Here is a 20,630-nt window from a genome sequence, read left to right as displayed (position 1 = left end):
CCTGTAGTGCCCTCGTCATCGTACTACAGATGTAGTGCCCGAGATAGGTTGCCCCCATGACCGCACGCACGTCCGCCGCCGCCCGCCCCGAACTCATCGCCGACGCCGCGCTGACCCTCCTCGCCGAGCGGGGCATGCGCGGGCTCACCCACCGGGCGGTGGACGAGGTGGCCGGGCTGCCGCAGGGCTCGACGTCCAACCTCGCCCGCACCCGGCAGGCTCTCCTGGAGGCCGCCGTGCGCCGCCTTGCGGAGCGCGAGGCGCGGGTGCTCGCCCCTGACGAGATGCCGGTCCCCCGGGGCGGCGCGCAGGACCTGACCGACGCGCTGGCCCTCGCCCTCCACCGCTATCTCACCGATCACCCGGCGCTGCTGGTGGCCCGCTACGAACTGGCCCTGGAGGCCACCCGCAGACCCGAGTTGCGCGCGTACTACGACCGCACGGGCGCGGCGTTCCGCGAGCCGCTGGTGGCGTTGATGACGGGAGCCGGCTCCGCCGAGCCGGAGCGGCACGCCCTGTCGCTGGTGGCGTGGTGCGAAGGGCTGATGTTCTCGTGCGCGGCCGGGTCCTACCACGCGCAGGTGCCCGGCAGGGCCGAGCTCAGGAAGGGCTTCCGGGAACTGCTCCGCGGCATGCTCGGGGACGGGGACGCGGACAGGCGCACGGACGGGATCGGGGACGCGGACGGGAGCGCCAGCGGGATTCGCGGCACGGACGGGGACCGACACACGAAGGAGGGTGGGCGCACAAAGGCGGATCACGGCACGGACCGGGATCACGGCACGCCCGCCGGTTAATGCCTGGCCATGGCTCGGACCGATCCGCGAGGATGCCCGCCATGACGACTACCGATCTTCGTACCGAACCCTCCACGGTCGCCGGCGAGCGCGCGATGCTGGAGGGCTTTCTCGACTACCACCGCGAGACGCTGGCCATGAAGTGCGCGGGGCTCGACGACGCGCAGCTGCGCCGGGCCCCCCTCTCGCCCTCCGAGCTCTCGCTCCTCGGCCTCGTACGGCATCTGGCGGACGTCGAACGCCACTGGTTCCGGCGGGTGCTGGCCGATGAGCAGGCCCCGCCTCTCTACTACTCGGAGGCGGACCCCGACGGCGAGTTCCATGTCGGGGAGCAGGACACCTGGGACGAGGCGCATGCCACGTGGCGGGCCGAGATCGCCAAGGCCCGCGAGGCGGCCGCGTCCCGCACGCTCGACGACGTCTCGACGCGTAAGGGGCAGGCAGGTGAGCCGTTCAGCCTCCGCTGGATCTACACCCACATGATCGAGGAGTACGCCCGCCACAACGGGCACGCCGATCTCATCCGCGAGCAGATAGACGGCGCGACGGGCGAGTAACCGGGACCGGGCGGCGCGACCGGTCAGCCACCGGCCAACTGCCGGTACAGCCGCGCGATCGCCGCCCGCACGCCGTCCCCGTACCCGTCGTCGCCCAGGGCGTCCGACGCCGCACGAGCGCGGTCGAGATGGGCGCGCGCGGCCTCCGGGCGCTGCAGCTTCACATAGTCCGCGGCGAGATTCAGATACAGCGAGGGGTACATACCGCGCACCGCGACCGCCGAGTCGTGCCACGCCAGGCGCTCGCCGGTCAGCCCCTCCGCGGCGGACAGCGCCCGCAGATCCCAGGCCAGCTCGTCCCCGGGATCGTCCTGCGTGTCCGCCATGTAGTGCGCGAGGGTGCAGCGGTGCAGTGGGTCGCCGGCCTCACCGATCTGCGTCCAAAGCTCGCCGAAGCGGTTCCGCGCCTCCTCGCGGTCCCCCGCGTGCAGCAGTATGACCGCCTGCCCGATCCTGGTCATGACGGCGTCTTCCGACGTCTCGTGCTGCTCCCTCACCGCGGCCTCCAGCGCCTTGATCGCACGAACATGCGTCTCCAGACGCTAGCGGCCACCACCGGCTTTCCGGCACAGGCTCGGAGCGGGGCCCGAGCCTGTCAGCCAGGTGCGCGAACCGTCAGCCGAGGTCGGGGATGCGCCAGTCGACGGGCTCGTGCCCCTGGGCCGCGACGGCCTCGTTGATCTGCGTGAACGGGCGGGAGCCGAAGAACTTCTTCGCCGACAGCGGCGACGGGTGGGCGCCCTTCACCACCACATGGCGCTGCTCGTCGATCAGCGGCAGCTTCTTCTGGGCGTAGTTGCCCCAGAGGACGAAGACCGCTGGATCGGGCCGCGAGGCCACGGCGCCGATCACCGCGTCCGTGAACTTCTCCCAGCCCTTGCCCTTGTGGGAGTTGGCCTCGCCGGCCCGCACCGTCAGCACCGCGTTGAGCAGGAGGACGCCCTGCTGGGCCCACGGCATCAGATAGCCGTTGTCGGGCACGGGGTGCCCCAGCTCCTCCTGCATCTCCTTGTAGATGTTCCGCAGGGAGGGCGGCGTCTTGACGCCCGGGCGCACCGAGAAGCACAGTCCGTGGCCCTGGCCCTCCCCGTGATACGGGTCCTGGCCGAGGATCAGCACCTTGACCCGGTCGAAGGGCGTGGCGTCCAGCGCGGCGAAGACCTCCTCGCGCGGCGGGTACACCGGCCCCTTGGCGCGCTCGTCCTCGACGAAGTCGACGAGCTCCTTGAAGTACGGCTTCTGGAGCTCCTCGCCGAGGATGCCGCGCCAGGACTCGGGCAGCATGGCGGTGTCGGTCACGTCAACAACCTCCGGTATGCGATCAGTTCTCTGATCCGGTTCTCTGATCACAGAACCTACCCGCGGCCACTGACAATCGCCGACGGCGGCCGGGCACAGGGCCCGGCCGCGGCCTGCTACCAGCTGGTCTTCCGGTGCAGCTCCCACACCTGCATGATCGTCTGCGGGTCCATGGCGCGCTCACAGCCCGCGATCTCCTCGCTGGCGGCGATGTGCAGCTTGCCCTGCCAGAGCGGAAGCAGCCGGACGTCGTCCACGAGGATGGCCTGCGCCCGTTCGAACTGCTTGGACACGGCCCCGCGGTCGCTCTCCTTGCGGGACAGCGTGAGCTGCTGGGCGATCTCCGGGCTGTCGTACGGGGTGCCGAGCGCGTTGTTCCTGCCGACGAACGGCGCGACGAAGTTGTCCGGGTCCGGGAAGTCCGGGAACCAGCCTCGGCCGAACACCGGGTACTCGCCGTTCTTGTAGCCCGCCTGGAACTCCTTCCAGGGCTTGCTCTTCAGCGTGATCTTGAACAGTCCCGACGCGTCCAGCTGCCGCTTGAGCTCGGCGAACTCGGGAGCGGTCGACGAGCCGTAGCGGTCCGTGGTGAACCAGAAGGTCAGCTCGACCCGTTCGTCGATCCCGGCCTCCTGGAGGATCTCCTTCGCCTTGTCGACGTCCGGGTCGCCGAACGTGTCGAAGAAGCTGGTGGTGTGCCCGGCGATGCCCTTGGGAACCATGGAGTACAGCGGCTCGGCCGTGCCCTGGTAGACCTCGGCGACGAGCGCCTCACGGTCGACGATCTGGGCGATCGCGCGGCGCACCGGGAGCTTGGCCGAGGCCGGGTCCTTGGGGTTGAAGACCAGGTAGCGGATGTCGGCGCCGACGGCCTCGACGACCTGGAGGCCCTCGTTCTGCGGCTTCTTCTCCTGCAGGGCGATGACCTCCTCCGCGGTGAGGCCTCGGTTGGTGACGTCGATCTCCTTGTTCTTCAGCGCGGTCACCATCGCCTCGGAGTCCTTGAAGTAGCGAATGGTGACGGCATCGTTCTTGCGGTCGGCGAACCCGTTGTAGTGGGGGTTCTTCTTCAGCCGGGCCTCGGAGCCCTCCGTGTACGACTCCAGGCTGTACGGGCCGGAGCCGAGGAGCTTGCCGTCCTCGCGGACCTTGTCCGCCGGGTACTCGGCGGGGTCGACGAGGGACATCGCGGGTGTGGCGAGGATGAACGGGAAGGTGGCGTCCGCCTTGGTGAGCCGGAAGGTGATCGTGCGGTCCCCTTCGGCCTTCACCTCTCCGAGGGATCCGAGCAGTCCGTTGGGACCGCCGTTGACGTTGATCTTCTGGATACGATCGATGGAGTGCTTGACGGCGGCGGCGTCCAGCGTGTGCCCGTTGGAGAATTTAAGGTTTTCGCGCAGCGTGCACTGGTACGTCGTACTGGTCGGATCGATGAATTTGCAGCTCTGAGCCGCGTCGGGCTGCGGACTCGTGCTCCCGGTCGGGAAACTCAGGAGTGTCTGGAACACATTGCGGTAGAGCTCCCACGAGCCGTCCCACGCGGCGGCTGGATCGAGTGTGCTGGGCGCACTCGTCGTGCCGACCACCACTGGCTTGGCCCCATCGGCGTCTTCGTCCGAAAACAGACCGCATCCCGTTATCAGGGATATGGACGCAAGGGCTGCAGCCGCCCGCAGCATCGTCCGGTTGAACACGTGCACGCTCCTCGTTCAGCCATGGGTCGGCGAACCATACCGCAGTGCCCCGCCGGATCAACGGGGAGGTCCGACGGGGCACTTGAGCGAATCCTGAGCCATTCAGGCACAAACCGGTTCAGTGGACTCCGGCATTCAGGAAAATACCCCCGTCGACCACGAGAGTCTGCCCCGTGATCCAGTCCGACTGGTCGGAGGTGAGAAACGCGGCGGCCCCGCCGATGTCCTGGGGAACGCCGAGCCGGCCCAGCGGATAGGCCGCGGCGGCCTCCGCCTCCCGGCCCTCGTAAAGGGCTTCCGCGAACTTTGTCTTGATCACGGCGGGTGCGATCGCATTGACCCGCACGGCCGGGGCGAATTCATGCGCGAGCTGGAGGGTCAGATTGACCATCGCCGCCTTGCTCATGCCGTACGCCCCGATGAACGGGGACGCGGAGATCCCGGCGACCGATGCAATGTTCACGATTGCACCGCCGTTCTCCTTCTGCCATGCCTTCCAGGTCTGCTGGGCGAAGCCGAGTGCCGAGATCACATTGGTCTCGTAGACCTTGCGGGCCACCCCGAGGTCGAGTTCGGCCATCGGGCCGAAGACGGGGTTGGTGCCGGCGTTGTTGACGAGGAAGTCGACGCGGCCGAAGGCCTCCATCACGCGCTCGACGGCGGCCGCCTGGTGCGCCTCGTCGTGGGCCTTGCCCGGGACGGCGATCACGCGGTCGGCGCCGAGCTGCTCGACGGCCTCCTTGAGGGCGTCCTCGCCGCGGCCGGTGATGCAGACGCGGTCACCGCGGGCGACGAACGCCTCGGCGACGCCGTAGCCGATGCCCCGGCTGCCGCCCGTGACGAGGGCGACCTTGCCGGAGAGCGGGGGAAGTTCCTGTGCGGTCATCTCTGTCATCTCCGGTTCAGTTGAGCGGGCCGCCGGCCACGTACATGACCTGGCCGGAGACGAACCCGGCGTCGTCGCCCGTGAAGAAGGCGATCGCGTTGGCAACGTCCTCCGGCCTGCCGACCCGCTGCACCGGGATCTGGGTGGCCGCCGCGGCCTGGAACTCCTCGAAGCCCATGCCGACGCGCGCGGCCGTCTGGGCCGTCATCTCGGTGACGATGAAGCCGGGGGCGACGGCGTTGGCGGTGACGCCGAACTTGCCGAGCTCCTTGGCGAGGGTCTTGGTGAAGCCCTGCAGACCGGCCTTGACGGCGGAGTAGTTGGCCTGGCCCCGGTTGCCCAGCGCCGAGCTGGACGACAGCGAGACAACACGGCCGAAGCCCGCGTCCACCATGTGCTTCTGGCAGGCCTTGGCCATCAGGAACGCGCCCTTGAGGTGCACGTTCATCACGATGTCCCAGTCGGACTCGCTCATCTTGAAGAGCAGGTTGTCGCGCAGCACACCCGCGTTGTTGACGAGGATCGTCGGGGCGCCGAGCTCGTCGGCCACGCGGGCCACGGCAGCCTCCACCTGGGCGGAGTCCGAGACGTCGCAGCCGACGGCGACGGCCTTCCCGCCGGCCGAGGTGATCTTCTCGACGGTGTCCTTGCAGGCCGCCTCGTCGAGGTCGAGTACGGCGACGGCACGGCCCTCGGCCGCCAGGCGCACGGCGGTGGCGGCGCCAATGCCGCGCGCCGCTCCCGTCACGATCGCGACGCGCTGCTCGGTGGTGGACATGGTTTGGTTCTCCTCGCCCTCGGATCCCTTGGATACGGCTCGCCCGGCACGGCCTGTCGCATCACCCCCCGAGGGGTGAGCGACCGCTTAGTACCTTCAGCAGACGAGACGCTAGAAGCCCTGGCACCCGGTGTCAACGGCACACCGGGTGCCCCCGGTCACGCGTCCCGTCCGATGGGCCCGTTCAGCGCACCAGTACATCGAGCAGCCGCTCGACCTCGGCCTCCGGGTCGGCGGTCAGGCCGGTGTGCACGGGTCCGGGCTGGACGACCGTGGAGCGGGGTGCGATCAGCCAGCGGAAGCGCCGGCCCGCGTCGTCCCGCGCCGCCTGACCCGCGTCCTCGCCCCCCGTGCAGACACCCTCGACGGCGTGCAGCGCGGCCCGTACGCCCATGACGTCCGCCTGCGGGTCCAGCACCCTCAGCTTGGCCTCGTCCAGGTGCGTACGGGCAGCCACATAGGACCGCGCGCGGCAGTAGACCACCACGCCGGCGTTGAAGCACTCGCCCCGCTCGACGCGCGGCACGACGCGCAGCAGCGCGTACTCGAAGACATCGCGGTCGCTCACTTGTCCCCGCCCTTCTTGCTCGTGTTGCTCGTGTGCGGCCATGCGGCGAGATGGTCGGTCAGCCAACCGGGCGCCTGCGAGGGGCGGGGCTTGGAGGGTGCGCTCAGGGTGATCCGCTCATGGATGGTCGCGGCCCGCGACAGGAGGGCCTCCACATAGGCGCGGCGCAGCGCGTCGGTGGAGTCGAAGCCGGGCTCGTCGACCAGCCATTCGTCGGGGACGTCCGCGGCCGCCTCGGTCAGCAGCTCCTCGGTGACGCGCGGGGCCAGCTCGGCGGCCGCTGCCGCGATGTCCGGCGCGAAGGGCGCGAGGGCGTGGTCGGAGGCGTCGTACGGCTTGGCGGCGGAGGCCTGCGCGCCAGGCCAGTTGTGGTGCCAGATCATGGTGGCGCCGTGGTCGATGAGCCACAGGTCGCCGTGCCAGACGAGCATGTTGGGGTTGCGCCAGGACCGGTCGACGTTGTTGATCAGCGCGTCGAACCAGACGACCCGGCCCGCCTCCTCGGCGCTCACCTCGTACGCGAGCGGGTCGAAGCCGAGCGAGCCCGGCAGGAAGTCCATCCCGAGGTTGAGGCCGCCGCTGGCCTTGAGCAGCTCCTGCACCTCCTGGTCCGGCTCGGACAGGCCGATGACCGGGTCGAGCTGGATCTGCACGAGCTCCGGGACCCTCAGTCCGAGCCGCCGCCCGAGCCGTCCGCAGATGACCTCGGCGACCAGGGTCTTGCGCCCTTGTCCGGCTCCGGTGAACTTCATGACGTACGTACCGAGATCGTCGGCCTCGACGATGCCCGGGAGCGAACCGCCCTCACGCAGGGGCGTGACGTAGCGGGTCGCTGTGACTTCGGTAAGCATTTTCCCAGGCTATCCGCCGAGATGGACCGGTGATCCAGAGCGGTCCGGCCGCCTCCGGCATGAAGGGGATCAGGGGCCGTCAGCGGAGGGGATCTGCCGCCGGACGGGCCGTGTGCGCGTCGGTGCGGGCGGGGTTCGGCATCGGCAGTTCGAACCACGTGATCTTTCCCGTGCCCGTGCCGGAGCTGCCCCAGTCCTCGGCGAGCATGTCGACGAGTTCCAGACCGCGCCCGCCTTCCGCGTCGGCGTCGGCGATGCGGCGCACCGGGACGGCGGAGTCCGCATCCTCCACTTCGCACAGGAGACGAAGCCCGCGTGTACGCAGATGAAGTCGCACAGGGCCGTGCGTGTGGCGCAGGGCATTGGTCACCAGCTCGCTGACCAGCAGTTCGGCGGTGTCGGCCAGGTCGCCCATGCCCCAGTCGCCCAGTTGGGAGGTCACCATCCGCCGGGTGCGGCCGACCGAGGCCAGTTCACGAGCCACGGGCCAGGACGCATTCCAGCCCTGCGCGCAGGCGGCGGGCGCGCTCAGCGGCCGCAGGGGCCCCACGGTTCGCGACCAGAGCGCCAGGTGCCGGGCGAGCCAGGACATCGGGGCATCGTGGGCGGCCATGCTGTCAGTCCCCTTTCCGGGCAGGGCCGGTCACCTCGGCATGACGAGGATCCGGCCGGGTTGGGCCGGGGCATGCCCCTGAACCCGGCATTCATGTAGCAGTCGCTACATCATCAAATATACATGTAGCGGGTGCTACAGTAAAGAGGGGAATCATCTAGGCGATTTCAGGCATTCCCGATCGGAGCGAGTCTTCATGCCGCGAGCGGCTGACCTGGACAAACGCGCAGATCTGCTGAGCCGGGTCCGCGAGTACGTGACCCGCAATGGGCTGGTGGACCTCTCGTTGCGACCGCTGGCACAAGCGCTGGGCACCAGCGACCGCATGCTCCTCTACTACTTCGGCAGCAAGGAGCGACTGGTCGCCCAGGCGCTGGCCATGGACGAGACGCGTCCGCTGCTGCGCTTCGGCGATGCGCTCGACACCTTCGGCGCACCCGAGGACGCCGCGGGCATGCGGCGCTTCGTGGAGCAGATGTGGCAGCAGCTCACCGCTCCGGACCGCCTCGCCATGCTCCCCGTCACCTTCGAGGTCATGACCGCCAGCCTGCTCAACCCCGACCGGTACGGCCCGGTCATGCGCGACGTCCTCACCGAGTGGACGGACCTGCTCACTCGCCTCTTCGTCGACCTGGGCATCCCGGGCGAACGAGCCCGCGACGAGGCCACCCTTCTGGTCGACGCCACCTTCGGCCTGCTCCACGCACCGCTGGCTCGCGGTGACTGGGACCGGGCGGACGCGGCCTTCCGCACCTTGCTCGACCGTCTCGAGCCCGGCTGGCGGACAGCGGAGTGAAACCGCCGGGGGCGGAGTCCGGCATCCTCTTCGTCAGCTGATCCCCGGCCCGCGCTCGGCGCTCGGCCTGATCCCGCACGATCACCGCACGATCACCGCCCGACCGCGCTCGTGCGGGAACGACGACGCCGGCGCCGGTCCTGGTCCGCGGACCGGCACCCGATCCGGCCCACGGACCAGGTCGACGTCCCTCCCCGGGGTGTACGTGACGTAGGTGCCGAAGTCGTCGGCGGCGACAATGCCGGGGAGGGAAGCGCCCTCACGCAGTAGCGTGACACCGCGGGTCGCGGTGACTTGGGAGTCTCAGGAGTCTTCGTAGAGCATTGCGCACGACTCCTGCACGGTTTTCCGGCGTGGCCCGTTGAACGGGGTGCCCCCTGGTCCCGTACAACATCAAGAGCGGCCCGAACCGGGGGCCGACCGTGAAAGGGGAGTCCGGCACATGACTGGAACGCAGGGACCGGCACTGAAGGTGGCACGACGCACCGTCGTGGCAGCGGCCGGCGGAGCAGGGCTCGCCGCGGCGCTGACGGCGTGCGGTGGCTCGAACGACTCGGGCAGCGTGGGCGAGCAGCCCGCCGACAGCGGCGGCACGACCGGCGATTCCGGTGGCAGCACGGGAGGTTCGACGGGGGGTGGCGGCGGGGGCAAGGTCCTGGCCAAGACCGCGGACATCCCGGAGGGCGGCGGTGTGGTCGTCGACGATGTCGTGGTGACCCAGCCGACGGCGGGCGAGTTCAAGGCCTTCTCGTCCAAGTGCACCCACCAGGGCTGCGCGGTGAAGGACGTCACCGACGGCGAGATCATCTGCCCCTGTCACAACAGCAAGTTCGACGCGAAGGACGGCAGCGTGAAGAGCGGACCCGCCACCACGGGCCTGCCGGCTGCGTCGATCGTGGTCGACGGGGACTCGATCAAGCTCGCGTGACGGGCGTACGCCGGGGACGCTTCCAGCAGGCGAGCACGTCGTCGGTGGTGGTGACCGTGGCGACGAGCGACAGGGTGTTGCGGATCATCGCGGGGGTGTACTCGGGGGGCACCCCCGCGATGGCGTCCCCCGGGACGACCGCCGTGTAGCCGAGATTGACGGCGTCGAAGACGGCGTTCGGGATCGCCACATTGGCCGAGACGCCCGTCACGACGAGGGTGCGGCAGCCGAGGTTGCGCAGCAGCGCGTCGACGTCCGTCCCGGCGATCGGGGACAGCCCGTGCAGCCTGCGGACGACGATGTCCTCGTCCGCGACCTCGATCGGCTCGGCGATCCGGACCGCTCTGCTGCCCGACAGCTGCTGTACGGGCAGACGCTCGGCGGCCCGGAAGAGGCGCGCGTTGCGGTTCGAACCACGCCCGTCGGGACGCCGTTCCGCGACCGCGTGGAGGACCTGCACCCCGGCGTCGTGCGCGGCCGCGACGAGCCGCGCGACCTGGGTCAGGGCGCCCGATGAACGGGCCGCGGCGGCGAGTTCGGGCAGGGCGCCGTCCTTCCCGACGACACCGTTCTGGCACTCGACGGTCAGCAGCACCGTCCCGGCCGGGTCGAGCTGCTCCAGCAGTTGTTCGAACGACGGCATGTCTGCGCCCTCCTCGTCGACGCGTCCGGCGGTTCGCCGGGCGCGCGACGGTAACCGGCATTGCGCCATGAGGGAAGAGCGTCCATGATTCCTGACACCTAGTCAGTTTTCGGGAGTCAGCTATCGGGAGGGGCCTGGGATGGCCGTGACGCAGCGCCGTGGCCGCCGGATCATGATGACACCGGCCGAGCTGGACGCATTCCTCGCCGAACAGCGCACCTGCCGGGTGGCAACGGTGTCGGCCGACGGGCGGCCGCACGTCAGCGCCCTCTGGTTCGCCTGGGACGGAACATCCCTGTGGCTCTACTCGATCACCCGCAGCCGCCGCTGGACGGACCTTCGCGGCGATCCCCGGATCGCCGTGGTCGTGGACTCCGGCGAGGAGTACGGCGACCTGCGCGGCGTGGAGCTCTCGGGCACGGCCGTCTTCGTCGGCGAGTCCCCGCGAACCGGCGAGCCCTGCCCCGAACTGGAGGCTCCCGAGCGCCTCTTCGCCCGCAAGAACTTCGGCCTGGACACGATGCCGCACGACGGCCGCCACGCCTGGGCACGGCTGACACCGGACGCCATCGCGTCGTGGGACTTCCGCAAGATCGGCGGGCTCTGACGCGGGGCCGCGCCGATGCCGGCCGCGCCCGGTCCGTCCGGCGTCCGAGGACGGCCACCCGGGCCGCCCGGGCAGCACCGACCGGCTGCGGAGCCCGCCACCAGGGCGAACCGGGGAGGGACCAGGCCCCGCGGTCAGACCGCCGCCCCGGCCGACTGCAGCGCCTGCACCACCGCCCGGATCGACGGCCGCCTCTCCGCGTCGGAGCGCCAGGTTGCGTAGATGTGCCGGAGCATCTTCTGCCGTACGGGCACGAGCCGCACCCCCTCCGGCACCGACCCTCGCCCCAGTCTCGGCGTCACGCACACCCCGAGGCCCGCCGCGATCAGCGCCAGCTGGGTGTGGTGCTCGCCCGCCATGTGCGCGATCCGGGGCTCGACGCCCTTGGCGCGGAGGGTGAAGACGAGCCACTCGTAACAGAATTCACCCTCCGGCCAGGACACCCAGTCGTCGTCCGCGAAGTCCTCCAGGTCCACCTCCGCACGCCCCGCGAGCGGGTGGTCCGCCGGCATCGCGACATCCGCCGCGTCGTCCAGCAGCTGCGCCCGGGCCAGCCCGCCCGGCACCGGCAGTCGCTTGTTGCTCCAGTCGAGCACGACGGCCAGGTCGAGGTCACCGCGCATCACCTGCCGTACCGCGTCCTCGGGCTCCAGCTCGCTGGTGCGCACACGCAGTTCGGGATGGGCGGTGCGCAGCGTCCCGACGGCGGCCGGGAACAACCCGCGCGCCGCCGTCGGGAAGGCGCCAATACGCACCTCGCCGACGACCTGCCCGCGCTGCGCCTCGATGTCGGCCTGCGCGATCTCCACCTGGGACAGGATCCGCGCGGCGTGATCGGCGAGCAGCCGCCCGGCGTCCGTGAGCCGCACACCCCGTCCGTTCTTGGCGAGCAGCTGCTGCCCGACCTCCCGCTCCAGCTTCGCCATCTGCTGCGACACGGCCGATGTCGTCACATGCAGCCCGTCGGCGGCGCCGCTCACCGAGCCGTGCCGGGCCAGCGCGTCCAGGGTCCGTAGGCGCTCCAGGTTCAACATGTAAGCAATGCTAAGCCAAGCTCTCAAAGAAGTCTCGCTTGTCCTACGAGATCAGGACGGCGAAGCTGGACGTCATGAGCACCGCCGCGCCGACGTCGCGCACCTCCGCCCCCGCCGCCTCGAAGGCCGCGTCGCGGGCCTCCACCCCGCCGCCCTCGGCTCCCTCCGCCATCGCGCGCCGTCCGGCACTCGACTGGCGCATCAGGTTCGCGGTGCTCGCCCTGATCTGGGGCTTCAGTTTCCTGCTGATCAAGCTCGGGACGGAGGCCTACGCACCGTTCCAGGTCACCTTCGGCCGGCTGCTGTTCGGCACCGCCGTCCTCGCGGTGACCATGGCGGTCAGGCGCGAGCGGCTCCCACGAGGGCTGCGCACCTGGGGCCACCTCATGGTCGCGGCATTCTTCCTCAACGCACTGCCGTTCTCGCTCTTCGCCTACGCGGAGCTGACGATCCCTTCGACGCTCGCCGGTATCTGCAACGCCACGTCGCCGCTCTGGGGCATGGCCCTCTCCCTCGTGGCGCTCTCGGAGGACCGGCCGACCCGCCGCCGCGTCGCCGGCCTCGGCATCGGGTTCCTCGGCGTCCTGACCGTCCTCGGCGTGTGGCAGGGATTCTCCGGGCTGGATGTGACCGGGACCGCGATGGCGCTGCTCGCCTCGCTGAGCTACCCGGTCGGCTGGATCTACGTCCGGCGTACGCTCGCCGACTCCGCCCACTCCGATCTCTCGCTCACGGGCGCACAGCTCCTGCTCGCGACACTCCAACTGGCGGTGGTGACTCCGCTGTTCACCACGCTTCCCACGTCCTTCCCGGTGGTGCCGTTGCTCGCGGTGGCCGCCCTGGGCGCACTCGGGACGGGCTTCGCGATGCTCCTGCAGTACGGGCTGGTCGCCGAGGTCGGCCCCACGACGGCGACGATGGTCACGTACTTCATCCCCGTCATCGCCACGGCGGCCGGCGTGTTGCTGCTGAACGAACGGCTCGGCTGGAACACGCCGGTCGGCGCGATCGTCGTGCTCGCGGGCGCGGCGCTGACACAGAGCAGGCGACAGCGGTAGCTTCGCCGGCGGCGGCCCGGCGGCCGGCGTCGGCCGCAAAGCCGCGTCGGCAGCAGCCCGACCCTGAGGGCCTCAGCCGTAACTGCGCGCCGGCAGCGGCCCTGCGGCCGAGGCCACCGCGTCGGCCAGTGCCTCGATGTCGGCCATGGCCAGCCCGGAGACCGTGAGCCGGATCCCTGGCGGTGCCGACAGCCGGAAGCGGGCACCCGGAGCCACCGCCCACCCGGCGTGCAGCAGCCGCGCCACGGCACCGGTCTCGTCGGCCACGGGCACCCACACGTTCATCCCGCTGCGTCCGTGCGCCTCGAGCCCGCGCTCGGCCAGTGCGCTCAGCATCGCGTCCCGCCGTTCGCCGTACGCGCGGGCGACCACGAGCGGGTCGACGACACCCGCCGTCCACAGTTCCACGACCGCGCGCTGCACCAGCCGGCTGACCCAGCCGGGGCCGAGCCGCTGCCGTCCGAGGACCCGGTCGACGGTCAGGGCGTCGCCGGTCAGTACGGCGAGCCGCAGATCCGGCCCGTACGCCTTGGCCGTCGAACGCACGAGCACCCAGCGGTCCGTCGGCCCGGCGAGCGGGTACAGCGGCTGATCGACAATGGCGTGGCCGTGGTCGTCCTCGATGAGCAGGACCCGCGGATGGCGGGCAAGAACTCCGCGCAACTCCTTGGCGCGCGCCTCGGTGATCACGGCTCCGGTGGGGTTCTGGGCGCGGCACGTGACGATGAGCGCCCGGGCTCCCGCGGTCAGGGCACGCTCCACCTCGTCGGGGCGGGGCCCGTCCTCGTCGAGGGCGACCGGGACCGGCCGCAGCCCCAGCGCGGGGATCAGGTCCAGCAGACTGCCCCAGCCGGGGTCCTCGACGGCGACGGCGTCCCCGGATCTCAGATGGGCGCCGAGCACGCGCTCGATCGCGTCGAGCGAGCCGGAGGTGACGGCGATCGGCCCGTCCGGTACCCCGTCGGCATCCAGCCCGGCCCGGGCGAGTCTCGCCAGCTCGGGGTCGACGGACGCCTCCCCGTACCGCACCGGCCGCTCGTCCTGTCGGCGCGCGGCGGCCGCGAAGGCGTCGTGGAGCGGGGGCAGCAGTGCGACGTCGGGATTGCCGTCGGAGATCTGGCGCACGCCGGGCGGTGCGTCCACGCGCAGCGAGGCCCGCGCCGTGGTGGCAGGGCGCGACCGCACACGGCTGCCCCTGCGCCCCGCGGTCTCGATGACACCCCGCTCGCGCAGCGTGCGATACGCGGCCGCGACGGTGTTCGGGTTGACCCCCAGCTGGGACGCCAACTCCCGCATGGCCGGCAGCAGTTGCCCGGGAGCGAGGTCCCCGGCGCCGACACCGTGCTCCACGTTCGCGGCAATCTCCGATGCGCGACGACCCACGATCCGATAGTCTCCTAGCACAAAAGACAGTATGCACTAGTGCAATGGGGATGGCAATGGCCTCGCTGCCGACGGACTCCGCCTACCGGACGACCGAGCGCACCCACCCCACCCGCGGGCGGAGTCGCGCCTCCTACGACCGCCAGCTGGTGCACTCGATACTCGACGGGGCGTACGTCTGCCACCTGGGCTTCGTCCGCGACGGAGCGCCCGTCGTGCTGCCTACGCTCTACGGCCGGATCGGCGAGACGCTGTACGTCCACGGCTCCACCGGCTCCCGCCCGCTGCGCATGGCCGGGCAGTCCGATCCGGGCCTCGAGGTCTGTCTGACCGTCACCCACGTCGACGGGCTGGTCCTGGCGCGCTCGGCCTTCCACCACTCGATCAACTACCGCTCCGTCGTCGTCCACGGGACCGCCCACCAGGTCGCCGACGAGGAGGAGAAGCGCACCGCACTCGACGCCCTGGTCGACCAGGTCGTCCCGGGCCGCTCCTACGACTCCCGCCCGGCGAACGCCAAGGAGCTCGCCGCCACCGCCGTGCTCCGGCTCGACCTCGACGAGGTCTCCGCCAAGGTGCGCACCGGCGGGCCGAGCGACGAACCCGAGGACGTCTCCCTGCCGTACTGGACAGGCGTCGTTCCGCTGGTTCACGGCTACGGCACACCGATCCCGGCGGACGACCTGGACGCTGCCGTCGCGCTGCCCGACTACCTGTCCGCACCGTAGGAACGCCCGCAGGCCCGACGGAGGAACGGGCGAGGGGCGGCGGTCGCGGGCCGGCGGTCGCGCGGAACCCGCCCCTCGCCCTCGCCCTCGCGCGTCAGCCGGCGAGGGCCCCGGCGGCATCCCGCCGGAGCGCCGCCGGCCGGGCTTCCTGCCAGGCCAGCCCGACGACCGCGACCAGCAGCAACGACGTCCCGGCCACCGTCGCAACGGTCAGCCTCTCGCCTAGCGCCGTCACCGCGAGGACCGCCGCGCTCACCGGCTCCAGCAGCATGATCACGGAGACCGTGGCGGACCTGACGACCGCGGCGCCCGCAAAGTAGAGCGCGTACGCGAGCGCCGTCGGCACGGCGGCGACGTACACCAGCAGCCAGACCACCCGCACGGGATCGGCGGTGAGCGGCAGCAGCCCCTCGACGAGCGCGAACGGCAGGAGCCCGACCGCACCGACCGCGAACGTCCAGGTGGTCGTGGAGAGCGCGTCGCCGCCCTTGCCACCCCGCCCGAGCCAGCGGGTCAGCAGGGTGATCGCCGCATAGCCCGAGGCCGACACCACGGCCAGCACCACCCCGAGCGGACGCACCGTGCCGCCCTCGCCGCCCAGGACGAGGACCACGAGTCCGGTGAGCGCGCCCGCGACGGCGGCGACACCGCCGCGCCCGAGCCGCTCCCCCATCGTCAGCTTCGCCCCGATGGCGATGAGGACAGGCCCCGCGCCGAGCGTGACGACCGTCCCGACCGCGAGTCCGGTCTGCTCGACGGCGGCGAAGTAGGCGCTCTGAAAGACCGTCAGACCCGTGCCCGTACCGAGGATGCGCACCAACCGGCGGCGGCGCGGCTCGGCCTCGGAGACCGGCCTGCGCGGGCGCAGCGCGAGCACGGCGGCGAGCAGGACGAGTCCGCCGAGGCAGCGCCAGAACGAGAGGGCGAGGGGGCCGAGGTCACTGACGACGAAGACCAGCGAGGCGGCCGCCCCGGCGGTCCCCCAGGCGACACCGGCCACGACGAGGTAGAAGAGGCTGCGTCCGACGGGCAGGCCGGAAGCAGCGATGGAGGAGGGATTCGACACGTGGATGCTCCGTGTGCAGAAGACTGGACGGTTGACCGCTGGGCTCCACGCACGGGCAGCGACGGACCGCCCGGGGGTCACGACACCCCGGGCCGGTCCTCGTCAGCGGATGGCCGCCCGCGCTACGCGGCGGGCGGCGGAAGAACAGTCGAATGCACGTTCGTCACCCTATGTCACGGCCGGCCCCGCCGACAACCGCGCCCGACAACTCCGTCCCCGGGGCACCTGCATCCGGCAACTCGGCGTCCGATTCGGTGACCGGCACATCGGCAGTACCTCCCGGCCCGCCACCGACGACGGGTTCCGAAGGCGACTTCGGCGTGGACGACTGGGCGATGAACGCCCCGACGAGCACCACGGCTCCGCCGAAGATCTGGGGCGCGGACAGATGCTCCCGCAGCAGCACCCACGCGAGCACGGTCGCGATGACCGCCTCCAGGCAGGCGACGACACCGGCGACCTGCGGGGAGAGCCTGCGGACCGAGATGACGCCGGTGACGTACGCGACGACGGTGGCGATCAGCACGATCCACCCGAGCAGCAGAACCGCCGGCACGGCCGTGCCGCCCATGCTCGCGCTGCCGCCCAGCACCGACCAGTCCATGCCCCACGGGCGCGCGACGACGGTCAGGACGAGGGCACCGATGAGCAGACCGTACGCGATCACGCCGAGCGGGTCCGGGGCGTCCTCGCCCTCGCCCCCATGGTCGGACAGCACGAAGTAGCCGACCTGGCAGCATGCGGCGCCGAGGGCGAGCAGCAGCCCGACCGCATCGAAGCTCAGCCCGGACCACACCTCGACGACACACGCCAGCCCGCCGACGGCGAGGACCACACCGAGCGCCGCGGCCCGGGTGACCGGGCGGCGCTGGACGAAGCGGACCCAGGCGAGCACGAGGGCGGGTGCGAGGTACTCGACCAACAGCGCGACGCCGACGGGGATCCGGGAGATCGCGGCGAAGTAGCACGCCTGGACACCGGCCACCGCGAGCAGGCCGAAGCCGGCGAGCAGCGCCGGTTTGCGTATCAGCAGGTCACGGTGGCGCCAGGCGACGGGCATCATGACGACGGCGGCGCCGGCCACCCGCAGCCACACCACATGCAGCGGGTCGAGCCCCGCCTCGATGAGCGGCTTGGCCGCCACTCCTGAACCACCGAACGCGAACGCCGACGCCAGGGCGAGTCCCAGGCCGGCGCTCCTTCCCTGAGACGCACGCATCGGCACATCATGGCAGCCCGCGTCAGGAGCGTCACATCGGTCACACCTGTTGAGACAACTCCCCGATGCGACCCGCCAGCCGGGCCGGGTCGACCCCCGCGCGCACCAGCACCTCGACGGCCCGGGAATCCTGGTCGGCGGCGACGGCGGCGAGCAGATCCAGGCCGGTGGCACGCGGTTCGCCGCAGCGCGGCCCGCTCCAGGGCGCCGTTCATGGCGGCGGAGGCCGACGGGGACCAGCCCGCGACCCCGGTGTCCCGTGCGGCCGCGACCGTGCCGGAATCCTCGACCGAGCTCTGCCAGCGCAGCCCGTACCCGATGCTGCGCTGGACGAGATACCCGAGCACGCGGGCAACCTGTCCCGCACCGTCGAAGGCCGCGCGCACCTCGGCGTCCGCTTCCATCAGGGAGTGCAGCAGATGGGCGGTGTCGACCTGCCGGTCGCCGTCCCGCAGCGCACGCCTGCGCGCACCCGCGACGACCGACGCCAGCTCGACGGTGAGCCGGGCGTGGGTCTCGGCACGCATGGGTGGGGGCTGCTGCGGCAGCCGCGGGGCAGGGACTTGCACACTCCCACCTCATCAGCCTCCCCCGGCCTGGGACATCCCCGCACGGGAGCATTTGGGCATCCCACCGAAGTTGGGCACACCAGCCCCGTCCCTCCTCCTTGCGGAGGAGAATCACTTTGATCTGACGGTTCATCAGTATTGAATGTTCGAGGCCACGCGGCTACGTTCCGCGACACCGGTACCCGTCGAGAAGGGGTGGTCGCATGGCCGAAGTCAGTGCAGAGGCACGTATCGAGGCGCCCGCCGGGAAGGTCTGGGCACAGCTCACGGACTTCGCCTCGTACGGCGAGTGGAACGCCACCCACACCAACTTCCCCCAGGGCGGGCCCGACATGCTCGAGGCAGGCGTCACCTTCGCCGAGAACATGAAGCTGATGGGCTTCCCCGCCGAAGTGACCTGGACGGTCGAGGAACTGGAAGCGGAACGCGTCTTCGCGATCAAGGGCAAGGGCCCCATGGGAGTCCTCGTCGGCAACCGCTACACGCTCACACCGGACGGCGACGCCACGACGGTACGCATCGACGGCGAGTTCACGGGCGCGGCGGTGTCACTGATGGCGGGCAAGCTCAAGGACTCGGCGACCGCCGCGCTCAACGAGTCGCTGCGGAAGCTGGGCGGACTCGTGACCTGAGGCGCCGGGCAGGCACAGATCTCAGGCGGGCGGTATGCGGGGCCCGGCCCCGCGCCGCATAGTCGCGGGGCCCCGCATACGGCCCGCCCGCCCGAGACGCCTGGCCGTGCCGCCAGAGCGATTCCGCATCGACCGACCGCCGGCTGACCGACGGCAGCCGGCGATGGACAGATGACGACCAACAACTAACAGATGACAGATTTCATGATCTGTCATCTGCTGAACCGTCAGTGCTCGTCGGCCAGGATCAGATACAGCTTCTTGCGTGCCTCGTTGATCACAGAGATCGCCTTCTGCCGCTGCTCATGGGTGCCGGTCTTCCAGACCTGACTGAACGCCTCCATCAGCCCGAACCCGGCCTGGCGGATCTCGTTCATGGCCTCCCAGTCGACACCACGGCCCGCTTCCTCCCACGGAGCGTCCGGGACCGAATCGGCCTCGGCGCGCCCGGCGTCGGTGAGCGTGAACAGCTTCTTGCCGCCCTCACTCTCGCTGACGATCAGCCCCTCGTCCTCCAGCAGTTGGAGCGTCGGGTAGACCGAGCCGGGGCTGGGCTTCCATGCCCCGCCGCTGCGCTCGTCGATCTCCTGGATCATCTCGTAGCCGTGCATCGCACGGTCCTTCAGCAGCACCAGGATCGAAGCGCGTACGTCACCGCGCCGCGCCCTCCCCCGGCCGCCGCCCCGACCACGTCCGCCGGCCCACGGCGGCCCGCCGAACCCCGGCCCGAAGGGACCGAAGGCGGCACGCCGCGCATCGAAGTCGCCCCGACCCTGATGGCCGGGCCCGCAGTTCCCATGTCCATGTGAACGCATCGCTACGCTCCTTCCATCGTTGATCTGTCGCGATGCGTCAACGATATATCGGAATGCATCGCTTGACAATCGCCGATCGGTCCAGCTCCCTGGAATTGGCCTTGGCCTGCGGCTTTCCCGGACCTCTACGGTCAGCGGCATGCGGATTCGAATCGTGGACGCCTTCACCGACCGGCCCTTCGCGGGCAACCCCGCAGGGGTACTCCTCCTGGACACCGGCTCATCCGGCAGCTACGACGCCTTCCCCGACGACAGCTGGCTCCAGGACGTCGCGAGGGAGGTCAACCTCTCCGAGACGGCCTTCGCCCACCCGCTGCCCGCCGGCGGCGAGGCCGACTGGGCGCTGCGCTGGTTCACCCCGGCCACGGAAGTGGACATGTGCGGCCATGCCACGCTGGCCACGGCCCATGTCCTGCACACCACGGGCGCGGCGACCGGCACGGTGCGCTTTGCGGCACGGTGCGGGATCCTCTCCGCCACGGCGCACGAGGACGGCACGATCACGCTGGACTTCCCGGTGTCGCCGCTGACCCCGCTCGAGGTCCCGGAGGGTGTTGCCGAGGCGCTGGGGGCGGTTCCCCTGTCGGTGCTCGACACCGGTGAGCACATCGGCGATCTGCTGGTGGAGCTGGCGGACGAGGCGACGGTGCTCGGCCTGGCCCCGGACCTTCGGGCGCTGGCCGCCCACTCGAAGCGCGGGATCATCGCCACCGCTCCGGCCGCGGATCCGGCCGGCGGCCACGACTTCGTCTCGCGCTGTTTCTTCCCGAACGTCGGTATCGACGAGGACCCGGTCACGGGCAGTGCGCACACCGCGCTCGCCCCGTTCTGGTCGGCCCGGTTGGGGCGCTCCGAGCTGACGGGGCTCCAGTGCTCGGCACGCTCCGGTCGCGTGCGCACGGCGCTGCGTGGCGACCGTGTTCTCCTCACCGGTCGTGCGGTGACCGTGATCGACGGCGAGCTCAATGCCAGGCCCTGAACTTCGGGCGATGACGGGTGAGGGGTGTGCGGCAGCGCCGGCCAGGACAAGGGTTGGTGCTGTGATGCCCGGCAGTCGGTCGAGCGTGTCATGAACCATGAAGGGCTCGAGCTGGCGGTGGAAGGCCTCG

General features: G+C 70.9%; 22 protein-coding genes and 2 pseudogenes. 9 read left to right on the top strand and 15 right to left on the bottom strand.

Features of this window, described 5'->3' with window-relative positions; all coding sequences use genetic code 11:
• Nucleotides 1-56: 56 nt before the first annotated feature.
• Together ABT078_RS33960 and ABT078_RS33955 are read left to right on the top strand one after the other, a co-directional pair.
• Nucleotides 57-641: pseudogene (locus ABT078_RS33960) on the top strand (TetR/AcrR family transcriptional regulator); the annotation flags it as partial.
• Between the two features lie 188 nt (nucleotides 642-829).
• Complete coding sequence (locus ABT078_RS33955; protein WP_502981440.1) at nucleotides 830-1,354, top strand: DinB family protein; 525 nt, start codon at nucleotides 830-832, stop codon at nucleotides 1,352-1,354.
• 23 nt (nucleotides 1,355-1,377) lie between these two features.
• Here the strand turns inward: ABT078_RS33955 and ABT078_RS33950 are convergent, their stop codons facing one another.
• The 8 genes from ABT078_RS33950 to ABT078_RS33915 all read right to left on the bottom strand — a co-directional run bounded on the left by ABT078_RS33950 (nucleotide 1,378) and on the right by ABT078_RS33915 (nucleotide 8,043).
• Nucleotides 1,378-1,815 (bottom strand): hypothetical protein, encoded by a 438-nt coding sequence (locus tag ABT078_RS33950; RefSeq protein ID WP_502981443.1) that lies wholly within the window; start codon nucleotides 1,813-1,815, stop codon nucleotides 1,378-1,380.
• Between the two features lie 154 nt (nucleotides 1,816-1,969).
• On the bottom strand, nucleotides 1,970-2,653 hold the full coding sequence (gene ung, locus ABT078_RS33945; protein WP_351234675.1) for a uracil-DNA glycosylase: 684 nt from the start codon (nucleotides 2,651-2,653) through the stop codon (nucleotides 1,970-1,972).
• A 116-nt stretch (nucleotides 2,654-2,769) separates the two neighbouring features.
• Nucleotides 2,770-4,347: an ABC transporter substrate-binding protein gene (locus tag ABT078_RS33940; protein WP_351234673.1), complete on the bottom strand. Its 1,578-nt coding sequence runs from the start codon at nucleotides 4,345-4,347 to the stop codon at nucleotides 2,770-2,772.
• A 118-nt stretch (nucleotides 4,348-4,465) separates the two neighbouring features.
• On the bottom strand, nucleotides 4,466-5,233 hold the full coding sequence (locus ABT078_RS33935; RefSeq protein ID WP_351234671.1) for an SDR family oxidoreductase: 768 nt from the start codon (nucleotides 5,231-5,233) through the stop codon (nucleotides 4,466-4,468).
• A 16-nt stretch (nucleotides 5,234-5,249) separates the two neighbouring features.
• Nucleotides 5,250-6,011 carry a 3-oxoacyl-ACP reductase FabG gene (gene fabG / locus ABT078_RS33930; RefSeq protein WP_351234669.1) on the bottom strand — a complete coding sequence of 254 codons (762 nt, stop codon included), beginning with the start codon at nucleotides 6,009-6,011 and terminating at the stop codon, nucleotides 5,250-5,252.
• 184 nt (nucleotides 6,012-6,195) lie between these two features.
• Nucleotides 6,196-6,579 carry a DUF3037 domain-containing protein gene (locus ABT078_RS33925; RefSeq protein ID WP_351234668.1) on the bottom strand — a complete coding sequence of 128 codons (384 nt, stop codon included), beginning with the start codon at nucleotides 6,577-6,579 and terminating at the stop codon, nucleotides 6,196-6,198.
• On the bottom strand, nucleotides 6,576-7,430 hold the full coding sequence (locus ABT078_RS33920; RefSeq protein WP_351234666.1) for a HipA family kinase: 855 nt from the start codon (nucleotides 7,428-7,430) through the stop codon (nucleotides 6,576-6,578). The genes ABT078_RS33925 and ABT078_RS33920 overlap by 4 nt, the downstream gene beginning before the upstream one ends.
• 79 nt (nucleotides 7,431-7,509) lie before the next feature.
• On the bottom strand, nucleotides 7,510-8,043 hold the full coding sequence (locus ABT078_RS33915; RefSeq protein WP_351234664.1) for an ATP-binding protein: 534 nt from the start codon (nucleotides 8,041-8,043) through the stop codon (nucleotides 7,510-7,512).
• 196 nt (nucleotides 8,044-8,239) lie between these two features.
• Here ABT078_RS33915 and ABT078_RS33910 point away from each other — a divergent pair, with 196 nt between their 5' ends.
• Both ABT078_RS33910 and ABT078_RS33905 read left to right on the top strand, forming a co-directional pair.
• On the top strand, nucleotides 8,240-8,839 hold the full coding sequence (locus tag ABT078_RS33910; RefSeq protein WP_351234662.1) for a TetR/AcrR family transcriptional regulator: 600 nt from the start codon (nucleotides 8,240-8,242) through the stop codon (nucleotides 8,837-8,839).
• 442 nt (nucleotides 8,840-9,281) lie between these two features.
• Entirely contained in the window at nucleotides 9,282-9,767 is a 486-nt protein-coding gene (locus tag ABT078_RS33905; RefSeq protein ID WP_351234660.1) for a Rieske (2Fe-2S) protein, read from the top strand.
• Here ABT078_RS33905 and ABT078_RS33900 read toward each other — a convergent pair.
• Nucleotides 9,754-10,410 (bottom strand): cysteine hydrolase family protein, encoded by a 657-nt coding sequence (locus ABT078_RS33900; protein WP_351234658.1) that lies wholly within the window; start codon nucleotides 10,408-10,410, stop codon nucleotides 9,754-9,756. The two genes, ABT078_RS33905 and ABT078_RS33900, sit on opposite strands and share 14 nt — an antisense overlap.
• Before the next feature lie 139 nt (nucleotides 10,411-10,549).
• On the opposite strand from ABT078_RS33900, the gene ABT078_RS33895 reads away from it, so the two are divergent.
• Nucleotides 10,550-11,017, top strand: a complete 468-nt coding sequence (locus ABT078_RS33895) for a pyridoxamine 5'-phosphate oxidase family protein (protein WP_351234656.1) — start codon at nucleotides 10,550-10,552, stop codon at nucleotides 11,015-11,017.
• Nucleotides 11,018-11,151: 134 nt separating this feature from the next.
• Here the strand turns inward: ABT078_RS33895 and ABT078_RS33890 are convergent, their stop codons facing one another.
• A complete protein-coding gene (locus ABT078_RS33890) occupies nucleotides 11,152-12,051 on the bottom strand; it encodes a LysR family transcriptional regulator (RefSeq protein ID WP_351234654.1) in 900 nt (299 codons plus the stop codon).
• Between the two features lie 74 nt (nucleotides 12,052-12,125).
• Here ABT078_RS33890 and ABT078_RS33885 point away from each other — a divergent pair, with 74 nt between their 5' ends.
• A complete protein-coding gene (locus tag ABT078_RS33885; protein WP_502981441.1) occupies nucleotides 12,126-13,109 on the top strand; it encodes a DMT family transporter in 984 nt (327 codons plus the stop codon).
• A gap of 72 nt (nucleotides 13,110-13,181) precedes the next feature.
• Here ABT078_RS33885 and ABT078_RS33880 read toward each other — a convergent pair whose 3' ends face one another.
• Nucleotides 13,182-14,513 carry an aminotransferase class I/II-fold pyridoxal phosphate-dependent enzyme gene (locus ABT078_RS33880; protein WP_351234650.1) on the bottom strand — a complete coding sequence of 444 codons (1,332 nt, stop codon included), beginning with the start codon at nucleotides 14,511-14,513 and terminating at the stop codon, nucleotides 13,182-13,184.
• A gap of 23 nt (nucleotides 14,514-14,536) precedes the next feature.
• On the opposite strand from ABT078_RS33880, the gene ABT078_RS33875 reads away from it, so the two are divergent.
• Nucleotides 14,537-15,220 carry a pyridoxamine 5'-phosphate oxidase family protein gene (locus ABT078_RS33875; RefSeq protein ID WP_351234648.1) on the top strand — a complete coding sequence of 228 codons (684 nt, stop codon included), beginning with the start codon at nucleotides 14,537-14,539 and terminating at the stop codon, nucleotides 15,218-15,220.
• Between the two features lie 94 nt (nucleotides 15,221-15,314).
• On the opposite strand, the gene ABT078_RS33870 is transcribed toward ABT078_RS33875, so the two are convergent.
• The 3 genes and pseudogenes from ABT078_RS33870 to ABT078_RS33860 form a co-directional block, all read right to left on the bottom strand.
• Nucleotides 15,315-16,286, bottom strand: coding sequence for a DMT family transporter (locus ABT078_RS33870; protein ID WP_351234646.1), 972 nt, complete (start codon nucleotides 16,284-16,286; stop codon nucleotides 15,315-15,317).
• A 163-nt stretch (nucleotides 16,287-16,449) separates the two neighbouring features.
• Nucleotides 16,450-17,505 carry an EamA family transporter gene (locus tag ABT078_RS33865; protein ID WP_351234644.1) on the bottom strand — a complete coding sequence of 352 codons (1,056 nt, stop codon included), beginning with the start codon at nucleotides 17,503-17,505 and terminating at the stop codon, nucleotides 16,450-16,452.
• Nucleotides 17,506-17,545: 40 nt separating this feature from the next.
• Nucleotides 17,546-18,074, bottom strand: a pseudogene (locus ABT078_RS33860) (peptidase).
• Nucleotides 18,075-18,277: 203 nt separating this feature from the next.
• Here ABT078_RS33860 and ABT078_RS33855 point away from each other — a divergent pair.
• Nucleotides 18,278-18,706, top strand: a complete 429-nt coding sequence (locus ABT078_RS33855) for a type II toxin-antitoxin system Rv0910 family toxin (protein ID WP_351234642.1) — start codon at nucleotides 18,278-18,280, stop codon at nucleotides 18,704-18,706.
• 227 nt (nucleotides 18,707-18,933) lie between these two features.
• Here ABT078_RS33855 and ABT078_RS33850 read toward each other — a convergent pair whose 3' ends face one another.
• Nucleotides 18,934-19,521 carry a PadR family transcriptional regulator gene (locus ABT078_RS33850; protein WP_351234640.1) on the bottom strand — a complete coding sequence of 196 codons (588 nt, stop codon included), beginning with the start codon at nucleotides 19,519-19,521 and terminating at the stop codon, nucleotides 18,934-18,936.
• A gap of 139 nt (nucleotides 19,522-19,660) precedes the next feature.
• Here ABT078_RS33850 and ABT078_RS33845 point away from each other — a divergent pair, with 139 nt between their 5' ends.
• Nucleotides 19,661-20,500, top strand: coding sequence for a PhzF family phenazine biosynthesis protein (locus ABT078_RS33845; RefSeq protein ID WP_351234638.1), 840 nt, complete (start codon nucleotides 19,661-19,663; stop codon nucleotides 20,498-20,500).
• Nucleotides 20,501-20,630 lie beyond the last annotated feature (130 nt).

This window comes from Streptomyces sp. NPDC002133 (assembly GCF_040296405.1).
Classification (GTDB): domain Bacteria; phylum Actinomycetota; class Actinomycetes; order Streptomycetales; family Streptomycetaceae; genus Streptomyces.
This window is presented reverse-complemented; position numbering and strand designations above follow the sequence as displayed.